This window comes from Halolamina pelagica (assembly GCF_900115675.1).
In the GTDB taxonomy this organism is placed as follows: domain Archaea; phylum Halobacteriota; class Halobacteria; order Halobacteriales; family Haloferacaceae; genus Halolamina; species Halolamina pelagica.
This window is the reverse complement of record NZ_FOXI01000003.1, coordinates 78,892-95,255: the sequence shown is the minus strand read 5'-3', so window position 1 is coordinate 95,255 and position 16,364 is coordinate 78,892. Positions and strand designations below refer to the sequence as shown.

At 70.4% G+C, this 16,364-nt stretch carries 20 protein-coding genes and 1 tRNA gene; 15 read left to right on the top strand and 6 right to left on the bottom strand.

The features are described 5' to 3' along the window. Window positions 1-27: 27 nt before the first annotated feature. Window positions 28-1,365: a threonine synthase gene (gene thrC / locus BMZ83_RS05170; protein WP_074876370.1), complete on the bottom strand. Its 1,338-nt coding sequence runs from the start codon at window positions 1,363-1,365 to the stop codon at window positions 28-30. A 181-nt stretch (window positions 1,366-1,546) separates the two neighbouring features. On the opposite strand from thrC, the gene BMZ83_RS05165 reads away from it, so the two are divergent. From BMZ83_RS05165 to ftsY, 8 genes are all read left to right on the top strand, one after another. Next, complete coding sequence (locus BMZ83_RS05165; protein WP_074876368.1) at window positions 1,547-2,236, top strand: DUF5828 family protein; 690 nt, start codon at window positions 1,547-1,549, stop codon at window positions 2,234-2,236. A gap of 52 nt (window positions 2,237-2,288) precedes the next feature. After that, window positions 2,289-2,822 (top strand): hypothetical protein, encoded by a 534-nt coding sequence (locus tag BMZ83_RS05160; protein ID WP_074876366.1) that lies wholly within the window; start codon window positions 2,289-2,291, stop codon window positions 2,820-2,822. 50 nt (window positions 2,823-2,872) lie between these two features. Next, window positions 2,873-3,025: a 50S ribosomal protein L39e gene (locus tag BMZ83_RS05155; RefSeq protein ID WP_049981178.1), complete on the top strand. Its 153-nt coding sequence runs from the start codon at window positions 2,873-2,875 to the stop codon at window positions 3,023-3,025. Continuing rightward, window positions 3,025-3,303: a 50S ribosomal protein L31e gene (locus BMZ83_RS05150; protein ID WP_074876364.1), complete on the top strand. Its 279-nt coding sequence runs from the start codon at window positions 3,025-3,027 to the stop codon at window positions 3,301-3,303. The genes BMZ83_RS05155 and BMZ83_RS05150 overlap by 1 nt, the downstream gene beginning before the upstream one ends. Before the next feature lie 6 nt (window positions 3,304-3,309). Continuing rightward, window positions 3,310-3,975, top strand: a complete 666-nt coding sequence (locus BMZ83_RS05145; RefSeq protein WP_074876362.1) for a translation initiation factor IF-6 — start codon at window positions 3,310-3,312, stop codon at window positions 3,973-3,975. A 176-nt stretch (window positions 3,976-4,151) separates the two neighbouring features. Further along, window positions 4,152-4,328, top strand: a complete 177-nt coding sequence (gene rpl18a / locus BMZ83_RS05140) for a 50S ribosomal protein L18Ae (protein WP_074876360.1) — start codon at window positions 4,152-4,154, stop codon at window positions 4,326-4,328. Beyond that, window positions 4,328-4,792 (top strand): prefoldin subunit alpha, encoded by a 465-nt coding sequence (gene pfdA / locus BMZ83_RS05135; protein WP_079990114.1) that lies wholly within the window; start codon window positions 4,328-4,330, stop codon window positions 4,790-4,792. The genes rpl18a and pfdA overlap by 1 nt, the downstream gene beginning before the upstream one ends. Before the next feature lie 6 nt (window positions 4,793-4,798). Then, window positions 4,799-5,872, top strand: a complete 1,074-nt coding sequence (gene ftsY, locus BMZ83_RS05130) for a signal recognition particle-docking protein FtsY (protein ID WP_074876355.1) — start codon at window positions 4,799-4,801, stop codon at window positions 5,870-5,872. A 15-nt stretch (window positions 5,873-5,887) separates the two neighbouring features. Here ftsY and BMZ83_RS05125 read toward each other — a convergent pair whose 3' ends face one another. Continuing rightward, window positions 5,888-7,066: an outer membrane protein assembly factor BamB family protein gene (locus tag BMZ83_RS05125; RefSeq protein WP_177191569.1), complete on the bottom strand. Its 1,179-nt coding sequence runs from the start codon at window positions 7,064-7,066 to the stop codon at window positions 5,888-5,890. 57 nt (window positions 7,067-7,123) lie between these two features. On the opposite strand from BMZ83_RS05125, the gene BMZ83_RS05120 reads away from it, so the two are divergent. The 5 genes from BMZ83_RS05120 to BMZ83_RS05100 all read left to right on the top strand — a co-directional run bounded on the left by BMZ83_RS05120 (window position 7,124) and on the right by BMZ83_RS05100 (window position 11,578). Further along, window positions 7,124-7,645: an Ntn hydrolase family protein gene (locus tag BMZ83_RS05120; protein WP_074876350.1), complete on the top strand. Its 522-nt coding sequence runs from the start codon at window positions 7,124-7,126 to the stop codon at window positions 7,643-7,645. Between the two features lie 72 nt (window positions 7,646-7,717). Then, the gene (locus BMZ83_RS05115; protein ID WP_074876347.1) at window positions 7,718-9,103 is read left to right on the top strand and encodes a signal recognition particle protein Srp54; all 1,386 of its coding nucleotides are present in this window, start codon (window positions 7,718-7,720) and stop codon (window positions 9,101-9,103) included. 57 nt (window positions 9,104-9,160) lie between these two features. Next, the gene (locus tag BMZ83_RS05110) at window positions 9,161-10,399 is read left to right on the top strand and encodes an MFS transporter (protein ID WP_074876344.1); all 1,239 of its coding nucleotides are present in this window, start codon (window positions 9,161-9,163) and stop codon (window positions 10,397-10,399) included. A gap of 43 nt (window positions 10,400-10,442) precedes the next feature. Next, on the top strand, window positions 10,443-11,024 hold the full coding sequence (locus BMZ83_RS05105) for a magnesium transporter (RefSeq protein WP_074876342.1): 582 nt from the start codon (window positions 10,443-10,445) through the stop codon (window positions 11,022-11,024). Further along, complete coding sequence (locus tag BMZ83_RS05100; RefSeq protein ID WP_074876340.1) at window positions 11,021-11,578, top strand: magnesium transporter; 558 nt, start codon at window positions 11,021-11,023, stop codon at window positions 11,576-11,578. Before BMZ83_RS05105 ends, BMZ83_RS05100 begins: the two co-directional genes overlap by 4 nt. Here the strand turns inward: BMZ83_RS05100 and BMZ83_RS05095 are convergent. The 3 genes from BMZ83_RS05095 to BMZ83_RS05085 are packed head-to-tail and all read right to left on the bottom strand — an operon-like array spanning window position 11,568 to window position 13,085. Next, the gene (locus tag BMZ83_RS05095) at window positions 11,568-12,041 is read right to left on the bottom strand and encodes an HPP family protein (protein WP_074876338.1); all 474 of its coding nucleotides are present in this window, start codon (window positions 12,039-12,041) and stop codon (window positions 11,568-11,570) included. The two genes, BMZ83_RS05100 and BMZ83_RS05095, sit on opposite strands and share 11 nt — an antisense overlap. Window positions 12,042-12,045: 4 nt before the next feature. Continuing rightward, on the bottom strand, window positions 12,046-12,462 hold the full coding sequence (locus tag BMZ83_RS05090; RefSeq protein ID WP_074876336.1) for an RNA-binding domain-containing protein: 417 nt from the start codon (window positions 12,460-12,462) through the stop codon (window positions 12,046-12,048). Next, window positions 12,459-13,085, bottom strand: a complete 627-nt coding sequence (locus tag BMZ83_RS05085; protein WP_074876334.1) for an AAA family ATPase — start codon at window positions 13,083-13,085, stop codon at window positions 12,459-12,461. The genes BMZ83_RS05090 and BMZ83_RS05085 overlap by 4 nt, the downstream gene beginning before the upstream one ends. Window positions 13,086-13,170: 85 nt before the next feature. Between BMZ83_RS05085 and BMZ83_RS05080 the strand changes: the two genes are divergently transcribed. Together BMZ83_RS05080 and BMZ83_RS05075 are read left to right on the top strand one after the other, a co-directional pair. Further along, window positions 13,171-13,270, top strand: a tRNA-Arg gene (locus tag BMZ83_RS05080). Window positions 13,271-13,451: 181 nt separating this feature from the next. Then, complete coding sequence (locus BMZ83_RS05075) at window positions 13,452-14,237, top strand: creatininase family protein (RefSeq protein ID WP_074876332.1); 786 nt, start codon at window positions 13,452-13,454, stop codon at window positions 14,235-14,237. A 245-nt stretch (window positions 14,238-14,482) separates the two neighbouring features. Here BMZ83_RS05075 and thsA read toward each other — a convergent pair whose 3' ends face one another. After that, window positions 14,483-16,132: a thermosome subunit alpha gene (gene thsA / locus BMZ83_RS05070; protein ID WP_074876833.1), complete on the bottom strand. Its 1,650-nt coding sequence runs from the start codon at window positions 16,130-16,132 to the stop codon at window positions 14,483-14,485. Between the last annotated feature and the right edge of the window lie 232 nt (window positions 16,133-16,364).

Below are 16,364 nucleotides of genomic sequence, written 5' to 3'. Positions count from 1 at the left end.
CGCTACCCTCGCGAGCCGTCGTTCCGACTACTCCCCCACCAGTTCGAGCACCGCGTCCACGTCGGCGCCGACCGGTTCGGGGTCGTCGCCCGCCGCGGTCGCCGCGTCGGGATCCTTCAGCAGGTGGCCGGTCGTCAGACAGACCACGCGCTCGTCGGCGTCGACGACGCCCCGGTCGCGGAGTTCCCGCAGACCGGCGATCGAGGCCGCGGAGGCTGGTTCGACGCCGATCCCCTCCCGAGCGAGGTCGCGCTGGGCCTCGGTGATCGCCGCGTCGTCGACGGCGACGGCGGTGCCCCCGGTCTCTCGGACGCCCGGGAGCGCTTTCGGGGCGTTTACGGGCTCGCCGATCCGGATCGCGGTCGCGAGCGTCTCGACGGTCTCCCAGCGCTCGACCGTCTCCGCCCCGTTCTCGATCGCCTCGACGAAGGGCGCGGCGCCGGCGGCCTGCACGCCGGTGAGTTTCGGCACGTCCTCGCGGGGGAGCGCGCCCGCCTGGACGAGTTCGCGGAAACACTTGTACAGCGCCGCGGTGTTGCCGGCGTTCCCGACCGGGAGCACGATGCGGTCGGGGAACCCACCCTCCTCGTCACGGAACTGTTCGAGGATCTCGAGGCCGATCGTCTTCTGGCCCTCCAGGCGGAACGGGTTGAGCGAGTTGAGCAGGTACGCCTCGCCCCGGTTGGCGAGCTCCTGGACGAGGTCGAGGCAGTCGTCGAAGTTGCCGTCGACCTCGAGGATGCGGGCGTCGTGGAGCGCGGCCTGGGCGACCTTGCCGGCGGCGACCTTGCCCGCGGGCAGGAGGACGAGCGTCTCGAGGCCGGCGCGGGCGCCGTAGGCCGCGAGCGCGGCGGAGGTGTTGCCCGTCGACGCGCAGGCGAGGCGGTCGACGCCCACCGCGGCGGCGGCGCCGACGCCGACGGTCATCCCGCGGTCCTTGAAGCTCCCGGTGGGGTTCATCCCCTCGTGTTTGACGCGCAGGCGGTCGACCCCGAGTTCGTCCTCGAGCCGGGGAACCTCGTAGAGCGGCGTGTCGCCCTCGGGGAGACTGACGCCGCAGGGGTCGGCGGCGCCCTGTCGGCCGCCGTCGCCGGCCGGTTCGTCGAGGTCGAGTGGGCCGGTTCGGCCGGTTTCGAACGGCAGCGCGGCGGCGTAGCGCCAGACGCCGCGGCCGTCGAACGCGTCCCAGTCGGGGAGGTCGGCGTAGCGGACTTCGAGCAGGCCGCCGCAGTCGTCGCAGGCGTAGCGCACCGCCGCGAACGGCGGGTACGTCTCGCCGCAGTCGATACAGGCCAGCCAGCAGTCGGCGTCGACGCCGTCGGGCCGGGCCGGCGCCGGGGCGTCGAGCGAGAGCGCGTCGGTCATCGACCGTGGCTGGGGGCGCGGGGGAGAAAAGTGGGCCGCCGTTCGTCGTCGACGGCCCGTCGCTCGTGGCGCGCCGTCGCGGGCGAGCCGAACGGGGGCGTACGACCGGCATCACCGCCGTGCGGTACGTGCACAGGGACTACGTGGACTTATGTGTCGTCGCGCCGTTCGCTCCACCAAGATGGAGGAGAGCATCGCGGGCTTCAAGCAGCGTGGCTCGTGGGGCGACATCGTCGAACACGGCGAACGGATCACCCGCGCGCTCCGGGAGGCCGGTGTCGAGGGCGAGGCGTTCGAGGCGTGGGACGAGTGGCGTCCCAAGGCCCACGAGCGACTCGGCGAGGACGTCGAGGAGAAGACCTCGGAGCAGGCGAGCATCAACGAGGGGCCCGGCGAGCGGGAAGGGAAAGGCCCCGAGGAGGACATCAAGTCGGCGGGCGAGAAGCTGACCGAGTCCTACGAGAAGGTCGAGAAGGGCGACAACGACGGCGCGCTGCAGCGCTGGCAGGACTCGATCGACTACGCGACCCGCGCCGCGGACTCCGCGGGCCGGAAGGCGATCCGGACCGTCGAGGACACCGTCTACCGGAAGGTGATGACCCAGCTCGCGCCGTACTACTTCGACAACGAGCTCATCAGCGCCAACATCCAGCGGAGCTCCCGGGGCGGCGAGACCGAGTTCGTCTTCGAGGTCAACGTCAACGACGACGAGCTGAAAGCGGAGGTCAGCGACCGGCTGGCCGAGTACGACGACGAGGTCGACCGCTGGCACGTCGACATCGAGAAGCAGGTCGAGACCGCCGAGGCCGTCGAGGGAGCGGAGTTCTCCTCGCCCGACAACGAGGGCAGCTCCAAGTCGACGCGGAACTGAACCGCTGCCCGACCGCAATCGCTTTGGTCGTTCTCCCGACAGCACGTAGCCCGTGACCGACTGGATCGAGCGCGGTGCGTCCGTCGCCGTCGAGACCGTCCTCCGCGAGTGGATCGAGCGGGAGGCCCGGAAGGAGCAGTATCCCGACGCCGACCCGACCGACTGGGACCGCGAACGACTCCGTCGAGAACTGACCGACACCTACGGAGAGCCGGCAGAGCCGGTCGTCGACGGCCGACTCGACTGGCGTGCAGTCGAACTGACCGGCGGCGAACTCGGCGAACTCGGCACGTTTCCGGAACCCGCGTGGGACCACCTCGCCGGCGACGGCACCGTCGCGGGCGCGGTCACCCGTCTGGACGATCCCGTGGTCGTCGACGACTTCCCGGACGCCGCCGAAAAGATCGCGTGGTTCGCCGAGCACGCCGACGAGGAGTTCGGTGCCGCGGTCGCGTGGCAGCAGACCGACGAGTGGCCGCCGGTACTGCTCGACGGGAACCACCGGGCCTGTGGTGCCCACCGTGCCGCCCGCGAGGGCGAAGGGGTCACACTCGAACTGCATCTGGGGTACGAGTCACTCCCCTGAGCGCGTGGATGGACAGCGTTTTACGTCGAGCGAGGGAACTCACGGCCACTATGGGGAAGAAGTCGAAAGCACAGAAGAAGCGACTCGGGAAGAAGGAGCGACAGAACTCCCGCGTGCCCGCGTGGGTGATGATGAAGACGGACATGGAAGTCACCCGCAACCCGAAGCGGCGTAACTGGCGGCGGTCTAACATCGACGAGTAATGAGCGCGAGTGATTTCGAGGAGCGGGTCGTCACCGTCCCGCTGCGAGACGCCAAGAACGCGCCCAAGCAGGAGCGGGCCGACGCCGCGATGGCGATCGTCACCGAGCACCTCGCGACCCAGTTCTCCGTCGATGAGGACGAGGTCCGTCTGGACCCGGCCGTCAACGAGACCGTCTGGGAGCGCGGCCGTAGCAAGCCCCCGAGCTCGATTCGGGTTCGCGCCGCGCGCTTCGACGAGGACGGCGAGACGGTCGTCGAGGCGGAGCCGGCGGAGTAACACGCTGTGTTCCGCGCGGCTTTCGCCGGCTCCTCGTACGTCGGGGTGTTCGCGCGAGCGACCGAGGACTGTCTGCTGATCCGCCCCGACGCCGAGGAGGACGTCATCGAGGGGATGAGCGACGAGCTCGGCGTCGACGCCCTGCCGACCACCGTCGCCGGTTCCAACACCGTCGGCGCGCTCTCGGTCGGGAACGAGAACGGCCTGCTGGTCTCCGGGCGGGTCACCGAACGCGAGCACGAGCGCATCGAGTCGGCGACCGAGCGGCCCGTCTACGGGCTGCCCGGCCGGATCAACGCCGCCGGCAACGTCGTGCTCGCGAACGACAGCGGCGCCTACGTCCACCCGGACCTGACCGACGAGCAGGTCGACGCGGTCGCGGAGGCGCTCTCGGTCCCGGTCGAGCGCGGCTCGCTCGGCGACGTGGACACGGTGGGCACCGCCGCGGTGGCGACGAACGAGGGCGTGCTCTGTCAGCCCGGCGCCCGCGAGCCCGAACTGGAGGTCGTCGAGGACCTGCTCGACGTGTACGCCGACGTGGGGACGATCAACTACGGCGCCCCGCTGGTCGGCTCGGGGCTGGTCGCGAACGACGCGGGCTACGTCGTCGGCCGCGACACCACCGGACCCGAACTCGGGCGTATCGAGGACACGCTGGGCTACCTGGACTGAGCCGAAGCCACGTCGACGAGAGCAAAGCTCTCGTCTGCCAGCCGGACGTAGTCCGACAACGGCGAGTGACCGGAGTGACCGCCGTGTCACTCCCGCGGCGCTCGATGCCGTGGCTGTGGTGAGCCCGGGAGTACCCTTTCGGAAGCTACTTCCCGCTCGCCCGGCCATTCTCGGGTATGAGTCAGTTTACTGTGAGCGGTACGTTCGAGGCCCGGGACGGTCGCCAGGCCTTCGAGCGGAGCGTCGACGCGGAGAACGAATCGGTCGCCCAGGAGCACGTGCTCTCGCAGTTCGGCGCCGAGCACAACCTCGCACGCACCGAGATCGAGATCTCGGAGGTGACCGCCGCATGATGGGTGGTGGCCAGCAGCAGCAGCAGCAGCTGCAGCAGCTCTCCCAGGAGCTCGAGGAGCTCGACGTCGAGATCGAGGAGAAGGAAGCCGAGATCGAGGAGTTCCAGGCGGAGAAGGAGGGCGTCGACGACGCCATCGAGGCGATCGAGACGCTCGACTCCGGCTCCACGGTCCAGGTCCCCCTCGGCGGCGGCGCGTACCTCCGCGCGGAGGTTCAGGACATCGACGAGATCATCGTCGACCTCGGCGGCGGCTACGCGGCCGAGCAGGACAGTACCGACGCCATCGACGCCCTGAAGTCGAAGAAGGAGTCCCTCGACGACCGCATCAGCGAGGTTCGCTCGGAGATCGCCGACCTCGAGCAGGAGAGCCAGGAGCTCGAACAGCGCGCCCAGCAGATGCAACAGCAGATGCAGCAACAGCAGATGCAGCAGATGCAGCAGCAGGCGGAAGACGACCAGTAAGGCCCCATGTTCGACGGACTGAAGGATAAGCTCGGCTCGTTCCGCGAGGACGTCGAGGAGGAAGTCGAGGAGAAGGAGGCCGAAGCCGCCGCCGAGGCGGAAGCGGCAGCCGACGACGAAGACGAGTCCTCGACGCCCGCCGCGGCGCCCGACCGCAAGCCGAGCGAGGAGACGGACGACGACGGCGGTCCCGGCCGCCTACGCCAGGCCGCCGCCCTCGCGACCGGGCGGGTCATCATCGAGGAGGAAGACCTCGAGGAGCCGCTCTGGTCGCTGGAGATGGCGCTACTCGAGAGCGACGTGGAGATGAGCGTCGCCGAGGAAATCCTCGACTCAGTCCGGGAGCGACTGATCGGCGAGAGCCGTAAACAGGTCGACACGACCGCCGAACTGGTCGAGGACGCGCTCCACGACGCGCTGGTTGACGTGATCTCCGTCGGCCAGTTCGACTTCGAGCGGCGCATCGCCGAGGCCGACAAGCCCGTGACGATCGTGTTCACGGGCGTCAACGGCGTCGGCAAGACCACCTCCATCGCCAAGATGAGCGAGTGGCTGGGCGAGCGCGGCTACAGCTCGGTGCTGGCCAACGGCGACACCTACCGCGCCGGCGCCAGCGAGCAGATCAGCGAGCACGCCGAGAACGTCGGCCGGAAGGTGATCGCCCACGAGCAGGGGGGTGACCCCGCCGCGGTCATCTACGACGGCGTCGAGTACGCCGAGGCCAACGACGTGGACGTGGTGCTCGGCGACACCGCCGGTCGCCTGCACACCTCCAACGACCTGATGACCCAGTTGGAGAAGATCCACCGCGTGGTCGACCCCGAGATGACGCTGTTCGTCGACGAGGCAGTCGCCGGGCAGGACGCGGTCGAGCGCGCCAAGGAATTCGACGACGCCGCCGAGATCGACGGCGCGATCCTGACGAAGGCCGACGCCGACTCCTCGGGCGGCGCGGCGATCTCCATCGCCCACGTCACGGGCAGGCCCGTGCTCTTCCTCGGCACCGGGCAGGGGTACGAGGACCTCCAGGAGTTCGACCCCGAGGCGCTGGTCGCGGAGCTGCTCGCCGACGAGGAGTAGCCCCGGGTCCCGTCCTCAGTTCTCGCAGGCCGTACACGCGATCAGTTCGTCCTCGCGACGCACGAGTACCCCGTTGCCAAGCGGCGCGACCAGCGACACGTCGTCGAGCCGCCAGCGCTCGCTGCCGTCCCCGAGTTCGAGCGCCCGAGTCGCCTCGCCGTTCGACGCGAGCACGGCGTCGCCGACGACGGCGGGGCGACCGACCCCGTCGAAGTCGACCGACCAGCCGAGGTCGCCCGTCTCCGGATCGAGCCGGTGGATCGCCGCGCCGTCGGCGACGACCGGGCCCGCCCCGGTTCCCGCGGGCGATCGGAACGTCCGCCGATCCGCCGGCGTCGGCGTCGACCACTGCCGTTCCCCGGTTTCGGCGTCGAACGCGAGTAGTTCGTACGGTGTCGGAACGAGTAGCAGCGAGCCGGTTCGCACGGGCGCCCGGGTCGCGCGCGGGCCCGCGATCGACCAGTTGACCTCCCCATGGGACCGGTTCAGCGCGTAGATCCCGCGGTCGCTCGAACTGGTGACGGCGACGTAGGCCCGCCGGTCGTCGACGGCCGGCGAGAACGACACCGCGCCGCCCTCGACCTCGTCGCCGAACTCGCGGCGCCAGCGCTCCCCCCCGCCCGTCACCTCGTAGGCGAACGCGCCGTCGGCGTCGCCGCCGAACAGCGTCGTCCCGGCGGCCCGGGGGGTGGCCGGGGCGTCGCCGAGCGCGTATCGACCGGCCCCCGTGCCGTTGCCGAGTAGCCGTAGCTCCGCGCCGTCGTCGGTCGCGGAGACGACCGCGGTGGAGCCGGCGACGGCGACGGGCGGACTGGCGATCCGCTCGGGGACGGTAACCCGCGTTCCCGTACTCCCGTCCCCGAGGTCGTACTCGGTGTAGAGGCCCGTCTCGGCGATCCGGGCGAGGCCGACGATCCGGTCGCCGTCGACGACCGCGCCCGCGAAGGCGAGCAGGTCGGCGTCGGGGACGATCGGCGTGCGCCAGCGGTCGCCGACGCGGCCGGGGACCGAGCCGTCGGGGACGGCGGCGGTGTTCCCCGGATCGCCGCCCGGCTGGGGCCAGTCGATCCCCGCGGGCTCGGTCGGCGTGCAGTCGCTGCCGGTACAGCCCGCGAAACCGACCGCCGCGCCGGCGCCGATCGTCGCGAGCAGTTCGCGTCGGGAGGGCATTCGGTCGGGGTTGGCGGCGGGCACACTTGGGAACTCCGACGCAGGGTGGAGGTTTTCACGTCGGGGGCCCAATCCGCCCCCATGCCCACCGTCGTCGCGTTCGAGACCGAAGGCGGCGCCGTCGTCGCCGCCGACCGCCTCGTCGTCAGCAACGACACCGTCAGCAGCAAGCACGCCGAGCGGATCGCCGCGTTCGGCGACTGCGGCGGCGCGGCCGTCGGCGACCCCGACGAGTTCCGGCGCGAACTCGACGGGAAGCGCCGGGGCTACGAGGTCGACCACGGCGGGAACCCGGGGATCGAGCCGTTCACGCGGCTGGCTACCGAGGTCGCCGGGGCGGTCGGAACCGACGCCGCCGTGCTCGCCCGCGACGCCGACGGCCGGGCGCAGGTTCGGGCGGTGTACGCCGACGGGAGCGTCATCGACGACTCGCCGGTCGCGCTGGGGACGGGTGCGGAGCTGGCGTTCGGCCGGCTGGAGGCCGGCGTTCCCGCAGCCCTCGACGAGGCCGAGACGTTCGCCAGGGAGCTGATCGACGGCGTCGCCGAGCGCGACACGCGCACGGGCGAGGACGCCGACGTGTGGACGCTCGCTGACGCGTAGCGACGGGGAAGCCGACGCGGCTCCGTTCGGACGGACAAGCGTTTATGGATCGGCCGTCAAGGGAGGGGTAAGATGGTACTCGACAATCTCGGGAGCTCTCTGCGGGGCACGATGGACAAGCTCCGCGGGAAGTCCCGCCTGGACGAGGACGACGTCCAGGAGATCGTCAAGGAGATCCAGCGCTCGCTGCTGCAGGCCGACGTCGAAGTCGACCTGGTGATGGATCTCTCCTCCAACATCGAGGAGCGCGCGCTGAACGAGGAGCCGCCGGGCGGCACCTCCGCGCGGGACCACATCCTCAAGATCGTCTACGAGGAGATGGTCGAGGTCGTCGGCGACTCCACCGAGATCCCCCTCGAACCCCAGACGATCATGCTCGCCGGCCTCCAGGGGTCGGGGAAGACGACGACCGCCGCCAAGATCGCCTGGTGGTTCGCGAAGAAGGGGCTGCGCCCGGCGGTCATCCAGACCGACACGTTCCGGCCGGGCTCCTACCAGCAGGCCAAGCAGATGGCCGAGAACGCCGAGGTGCAGTTCTACGGCGACCCCGACGCCGAGGACCCCGTCAAGATCGCCCGCGACGGCCTCGAAGCGACGGAGGACGCCGACGTGCGCATCGTCGACACCGCGGGTCGACACGCGCTGGAGACCGAACTCATCGACGAGATCGAGGAGATCGAGCGCACGGTCGACCCCGACCGCAACCTGCTGGTGCTCGACGCCGCCATCGGGCAGGGCGCCAAGGAGCAGGCCCGGGAGTTCGACGACGCGATCGGCATCGACGGCGTCACGATCACCAAACTCGACGGGACCGCGAAGGGTGGGGGCGCCCTGACCGCGGTCAACGAGACCGACTCCTCCATCGCCTTCCTCGGGACCGGCGAGACCGTCCAGGACATCGAGCGCTTCGAGCCCGACGGGTTCATCTCCCGGCTGCTCGGGATGGGCGACCTCAAACAGCTCTCCGAGCGCGTCGAGCGCGCGATGCAGGAGACCGGCGACGAGGAGGACGACTGGGAGCCCGAGGACATGCTGGAGGGGAACTTCACCCTGAAGGACATGCAGCGCCAGATGGACGCGATGAACAAGATGGGGCCGCTCGACCAGGTGATGGACATGATCCCCGGGATGGGCGGCGGGATGATGGACCAGCTCCCCGACGACGCGATGGACGTGACCCAGGACCGGATGCGCAACTTCGAGGTCATCATGGACTCGATGACCGACGAGGAACTGGAGAACCCCCGCTCCATCGGCGCCCAGCAGGTCCGGCGCATCGCCCGCGGCTCCGGCACCGACGAGGAGACGGTCCAGGAACTGCTCCAGCAGCACAAGATGATGGACCAGACCCTGAACCAGTTCCAGGGGATGGGCGACGGCGACATGCAGCGGATGATGAAGAAGATGCAGGGCGGCGACGGCGGCGGCGGGATGGGCGGCATGGGGCCGTTCGGATAGGTAGAGACTCGCCGCATCCGCGCGCTTTTTCCCCGCGGCCGGGGTAGCGCCGACGGGATGGAGCTTCGCCGCCTCGCGCGCTACGACGCGCTGATTCTCACCTCGCTGCTGTGGTTCATGGCGAAGTTCGTGCGCTACCTGTTCCCGCCGCTGTTCGAACCGTTCCAGGCCGCCTTCGGCGTCTCGAACACCGCGGCCGGGCTGGCGTTCTCGGCGCTGATGACCCTCTACGCGCTGATGCAGTTCCCCTCCGGCGTGATCGCCGACCGGCAGGGGCCGGTCCGGGTGATCGCCGGCGGCGCCGTCGTCGCCGCCGTCGGCTCGCTCGCGCTCGTGGTGCCGGTCCCGCTGCCGGACCTCTCGCTTCCGGCCGGCCCCGTCAGGTCGGTGCCGGGCGAGTTCCTCGCGATCGTCGGCGGGATGTTACTGATCGGCGTGGGGACCGGCGCCCACAAGACCGTCGCCGTGCGCCTGCTCGCGGCCGTCCACCGGGATCGCACGGGGCGGGCGCTGGGGGTGCTCGACACGGTCGCCGCCTTCGGCGGCGTCGTCGCGCCCCTCGCGGTCACCTACGCGCTGCCGGACTGGCGCGGCCTCTTCCTCGCCAGCGCGCTGATCGTCGCCGCGCTGACGGTGCTGTTCGTCCGCCGGACTCCCAGACACCTCGAGGACGAGGGAACGACGGCGCCGTCGGGCGACGGCGGGATCGACGGGTCGGTGGCGGGCTACCTGCAGCTGATGACGGTCCCGAGAGTCGGACTGTTCGTCGGCGTCACCGTCGCGTTCGCGTTCGCGTACAACGGCGTGGTGGCGTTCCTCCCGCTCTACCTGACCGAGGCCGCCGAACTGGAGCCGGGCGTCGCGAACACGCTCTACTCCGGGCTGTTCGTCGTCTCGTTGATCCAGTTGGGCACGGGCGAACTCACCGACCGCGTGGGGCGACTGCCGATGCTCTTCGTCACCGTCGGCGCCGCCGTCGCCGGCGCGGCGCTGCTGCTCTCGGTGCAGGGCGTCGTCGCCGTCGCCGCCGCCGTCGTGGTGTTCGGCCTCGGCGCCCACGGGTTCCGGCCGGTCCGGAGCGCGTTCCTGATGTCGCTGCTGCCCGACGACGCCGCCGGCGGGGGACTGGGCGTGGTGCGGACCGTGCTGATGACCGCCGGCGCCGTCGCCCCGGGCGTGACCGGCTACCTGATCGACACGCGGGGGTACGACGCCGCCTTCGCGACGCTCGGGGGCGGGCTCGTGGTCGCGCTCGCCCTGCTCGGCGCGATCGCGGTGATGCGCGGCGAGGAGTAGCGCCGGCGGAGCTTTTTCACCCGCGGCGTCGTGTCTCCGGTCGATGACCCTCCTCGCTGTCGCCCGCGAGGCCTACGAGGCGGCGCTACCCGCACTGGTCGTGAGCCTCGTCGGCGGCCTGCTAGCGGGGCTTGTCCTCGGCGGGATGCAGGCCGAACTCCGGGCGGTACCGGGGCTGTTGGTGCTCGTCCCGGCGCTGCTGGCGACGCGGGGGAACGTCTACGGCAGCCTCGGCGCACGGCTCTCGACCGGGCTCCACCAGGGGTTGGTCGAACCGCGCGTCGACCTCGGGAACCGACGGCTGCGCGGGGCGATGGCCGCCGCGCTGGCAAACGGGCTGCTCGCCAGCGTCGTCGCCGCCGTCGCGGTGTTCCTGATCCTCACTGCGCTGGGCGACGACGTGGCACCGGTGGCGACGCTGGTCGCGATCAGCCTCGTCACCGGGCTGCTCTCGGGCGTCGCGCTGACCGCGGTGGTGGTGGTCGTCGTGTTCGCGGGCTACCGCCGCGGGCGTGACCCCGACACGCTGGTCGGCCCCGTGGTGACGACGACCGGCGACGTGTTCGGCCTCGCCTTCCTGCTGCTGGCGGTGCGGCTGGTGCTCGCCGCCGGGGGTGGCGCGTGACGACCGAGTGGTCGGTCCGGGCGATCACCCGGGCGATGCTGCCCGTGTTGCTCGTGCTGACGATGGTCGAAGTCGGGTCGGGGCTGGTGCTGGGCGCGTTCGAGGCCGACCTCTACCGCTACCCGACGCTGCTGGTGCTCGTCCCCGTCACCATCGGCACGGCGGGCAACCTCGGGAGCGTCCTCGCCTCGCGGCTCTCGACGGCCTTCCACCTCGGGACGCTCTCCTTCTCGCCGACCGACGAGATGCTCGCGGGCAACGCCGTCGCCACCGTCGCGCTCGCGGGGACGCTGTTCCCGGCCGTCGGCGCCGGCGCGTGGGCGCTGCGCTCGCTGCTCGGCGGGGCTCGGTTGGCCGTGGGGACGGTCGTCTGGATCTCGCTCGCCAGCGGCGTGACGCTGGCGGTGCTCGCGGTGGCAGTCACGCTCGTCGCGACCTACGGCGCGTACCGCTACGGGCTGGATCCCGACGACGTGGTGATCCCGGTCGTCACGAACACCTGCGACGTGCTCGGCGTCGTGGTGTTGCTCGCGGTCGTCGAACTCACGCTCTGACCGGTAACAGCGCGTCCGTGCCAACCAACAGCAGTACCGCGGCGAGCACGATCGCCCCCTCGATCGGCGTCGAGAGCAGGCCCAGCGCGACGATGAGCGTCGTCGCACACGCCGGCGCGTGCTCGTACCCCGTCGCCAGCATCCCGCCGGTCGTCAGCGCGACCGAGACGATCGCGCTGGCGCCGAGGCGGAACATCCCGGGCGAGAACGCCGGTAACGGCTCGATCACGACCAGGCCGGGCGATATCAGGTGCGTGGCCAGCAGCCCCGCGACGACGCCGACCGCGTGGCCGCCGAGGACGTTCCGCGGCCGACTGGCCGGCGCGTCGGGCGCCGTCGCCAGCAGGTACGCGGAGGGGCCGAGACTCGGGAACAGGAACGGGCTCCCGGTCAATACGGCGGCGACGCCGGTCGCCGCGAGCAGCGCGCCGGCGCGGGCGCCGGCCTCGACCGACCCGTCCATCGGTTCACCGCTCGTCGGGGTCGACCGGGCGCCCCTCCTCGGTCGGCGGGGCGACGTGGTCGACGAACGACTCCACGTCGGGTTCGCGCACGTCGACGCGGACCCGGATGTCGCCGAGTTCGTCCGCGGAGCCGACCGCGAAGTTGACCACGCCCTCGAAGGCGGGCTGTTTCTTCAGTGAGAACGCGAACCCCTCCCCGTCCATCCCGTTGAGGAACTCCCGGCGGGCGGTGTCGAGGATCTCCTGTTCGTGGAGCACGTCCGAGAAGGCGTCCAGGGAGTGGCTCTCGGCGACGAACCGGTCGGGTTCGCGCCGGAACTCGGCGTCGGGGAAGAGGTTGGTGACGGCGTCCTCGACGCGGTCGGCGACCTCGGTGCCCTGTACCGGCGCCTCGATGGTCACGTCGACGCTGTAGATCATCGCTGTTCACCCCGGGTGACGTCGCCGGACTGCGTCCGGCTGCCGGCCGAGTCCCGCTCGTCGATCGCGGCCGCACCCCGCTCGAGCACTGCCTCGACCTGCTCCCGGAACGCCTCCAGCGTGTCGTCGTTCTCGATGGTGAGGTCGGCGGCGTCCATCACCTCGCCCATCCCGAAGCCGAGTTCGCGCTCCTCGCGCTCGCGGAGCTTCTCGCGGTCGAGGTCGGTCGCCTCGCGCCCGCGATCGCCCAGCCGCTTCGCCCGCAGGTCGAAGGGGGCCTCGATGGAGAGCAGGAGGAAGTCCTCGCCGAAGGCGTCGACGAAGCGCTCGACCTCCGCCATCGAGCGCAGGCCGTCGACGAGCACGACGGGTTCGCCGTCCTGCCCCTCGGCGGCGTCCCGGACCATCGGGATACAGCGGTCGGCGATGGCGGTCTCGCCCTCCTCCTCGCGGAGCTGCTTGGCGATCTCGCCGTGGTGTTCGCTCGGGTCGAGCCCGCGGCGGCGGGTCTCCTCCCGGATCACGTCGCCCATCGTCACGACCGGGATGCCCGCCTCCTGGGCGACCGTGGCGGCTTCGCCCTTGCCGCTGCCCGGTAGCCCGACGGTGCCGATGATTCGCATTCGGGTCGAGGTTCTCGGCTATCGGGGTTAAGGGCTACGGGACGAACCCGACCGTTTTTGCGCTCGGAGGCAGATTGTCCGGTGAGGGCGCGTAGCTCAGTTGGACAGAGCGTCGGACTTCTAACCCCGGCGGTCCCGCGGGGGGAGCCATCCGGTGGTCGTGGGTTCGAATCCCACCGTGCCCGTACGACCGTCGAGCGACAGCGAGACGCGAACGAAGTGAGCGCCTCGGGAAGCGAGCGGCGAAGCCGCGAGCAGCGGGACGTGTCGTTCGACGCACACAGCGGATTCCGTGGTTCGAATCCCACCTATCCCTTCTGTCGCCGCCACCCACACCTACTTCTCACTCCTTTGCTAACTCACCCCATGGTCGACACCACCAGCTCCGTCGCGTGGGCCGCCAAGCCGTACCCCGAAATCGCCGAGATCGCCGACCGCGAGGGATCGGTCCTGATCGTCCCCGTCGGCGCCCTCGAACAGCACGGCCACCACCTCCCGACCGGCACCGACACGGTCCTCGTCGACGCCGTCGCCACCGCCGGCGCCGAGCGCGTTTCCGACGAGGTTCCCGTGCTGACGACGCCGCCGCTGTGGCTGGGCCACTCGCCGCACCACCTCCCCTTCGGCGGCACCGTCAGCGCCGAGTTCGACACGCTCAGCGACACGCTCTCCGAGATCGCCGACAGCGCACTGGGGAACGCGTTCGACACGGTGCTCTTCCTGAACGGCCACGGGGGCAACCGCCCGCTGATCGCGGCGGCGACCCAGCGCGTCGGCGCCGAACAGCCGGATACGGAAGTGCTAGGGCTGACGTACTTCGAACTCGGCGAGTACTTCCTCGACGACGTACGGGAGAGCGACCTCGGGGGGATGGCTCACGGCGGCGAGTTGGAGACCTCGATGATGCTCCACCTGCACCCGGAACTCGTCGACGAGGAGCGCATGCAGGCGACCGAGTGGGAGACCGAGTACGAACAGGCGCCCGGAGACCTACTGGGCTCCGGGCCGCTGAACGTCACCCTCGACGTGGCCGAGTGGTCCGACTCCGGGGCGATGGGCGACGTGAGCGCCGTCAGTGCGGCGAAGGGGGAAGCGATGTTCGAGGGGTTCGTCGACGAGCTCGAGGCGCTGCTCCGGACGGTTCACGAGTGAAAGCGTGTGCCCTGGACGGGCACTGCACCAGATCGAACACAGCGGGGCCGGAAGGACCCGCCGGCCTGCCTCTGACAACCCGACGGACCAGTCGGGTGGTTGAGAGGAGGCGCGGGACTCACAAATAAATACCGGGCCGAGCGCAGCGGAAGTGCAGAAAGGTTCGGGGAGTCGTCGCGCGATCGGGGAACCGATCCGACCCCGGTCGGACAGCGGTGCAGTGGTGGGAACGGCGGGGACCGATCTTACATGGCGCCGCCCATGCCACCCATGCCGCCCATGCCGCCCATGCCGCCGCCGCCCGGCGGCATCTCGTCGCCGCCGTCGTCGTCGCCGACCTGACCGCCGGCGAGGTCGCCCGCGGCGATCACGTCGTCGATGCGCAGGATCATCGTCGCCGCCTCGGTGGCGGATTCGACGGCCTGGGTCTTCACTCGGAGGGGCTCGACGACGCCCTCCTCCTCCATGTCGACGACCTCGCCCGTGTAGGCGTTGAGGCCGGAGGTGAAGTCACCGCCGTCGTGGCTGGCGCGCAGGTCGACCAGCGAGTCGATCGGGTCGAGACCCGCGTTCTCGGCGAGCGTGCGCGGGATGACTTCCAGCGCGTCGGCGAAGGCCTCGACGGCCAGTTGCTCGCGGCCGCCGACGGAGTCGGCGAACTGGCGGAGCTGGAGCGCGAGTTCGACCTCGGGCGCGCCGCCGCCGGGCAGCACCTGCCCGTCGAGCAGCGTCGTGCCCACGACGCCGATGGAGTCGTCAATGGCGCGCTCGAGCTCGTCGACCACGTGGTCGGTCCCGCCGCGGAGCACCAGCGTGACCGAGCGGGCCTCCTCGACGTCCTCGACGAAGATGCGCTCGTCGCCGCCGATGTCCTTCTGGGCGACGCTGCCGGCGAAGCCGAGGTCATCCTCCTCGATGTCCTCGAGCGCGGAGACGGCCGTCGCGCCGGTGGATCGGGCGAGCCCCTTCAGGTCGTCGTTCTTGGCACGACGGACCGCGAGGATGCCCTCCTGTGCGAGGTAGTGCTGGGCGATGTCGTCGATGCCGTCGCCGACGAACACCACGTCGGCGCCAACGTCGACGAGGTGGTCGACCATCTCGCGGAGCTGCTCCTCCTCCTGCTCCATGAACTGCTGGAGCTGGTCGGGGTCGGTGACGTTGACCTCGGCGTCGATCTCGGTCTCCTTGACCTCGATGGCGCCGTCGAACAGCGCGACGTCCGCGTCCTCGACGGCGTAGGGCATGTTCTCGTTGACGCGCTCCTTGTCGACGATGACGCCCTCGATCAGCTCGGAGTTCTCGATGGAGCCGCCGACGACCTTCTCGATGGAGACGTTGTCCGTGTCGATGCCGGTGTCGTCCTGCACCGCGAGGACGGCGTCGACGACGAGCTCGGCCAGCTGGTCCTTGGCCGTCTCGGCGCCCTTGCCGGTCATCGCCGTCTCGGCGATCTTGGTCAGCGTGTCGTAGTCGTCCGCGGTGACCTCGATGGCCTCCTCGTTGAGGATCTCCTTGGCCTTCTCGGCGGCCGCGCGGTAGCCCTGCGCGATCGTGGTCGGGTGCACGTCGGACTCGACGAGCTCCTCGGCCTGGTCGAGGAGTTCACCGCCGACGACGACGGCCGTCGTGGTGCCGTCGCCGACCTCCTCCTCCTGGGTCTCGGAGACTTCGACGATCATGTTGGCCGCGGGGTGATCGATGTCCATCTCCTTGAGAATGGTCACGCCGTCGTTCGTGACGACGACGCCGCCCGAGGAGTCGACGAGCATCTTGTCCATGCCTTTGGGTCCGAGCGTGGTGCGGACCGACTCGGCGACGGCCTTCCCGGCCGTGATGTTCATCTCCTGGGCGTCCTGCCCGGAGGTTCGCTGGCTGTCCTCGGAAAGTACGATCATGGGCTGGTTACCCATGCGCTGTCGCTGACTCATGTTCACCGATAGATTGTCCGTGGTTCTATAAAGATGTTGTGGTCACCCCGTGAGAGACCGCCGCACGTAACCGATTCAGCGGTTTGCTAACGTGTATCACGCGGTTGTTTAAGTAACCTGCTGAGGCCCCGCGCTTCGACCGAAGGACCAGCGGTCGCCGGGTCGACGCGGTCGTCGGCGCCGCTCGATCGTTCCTCGC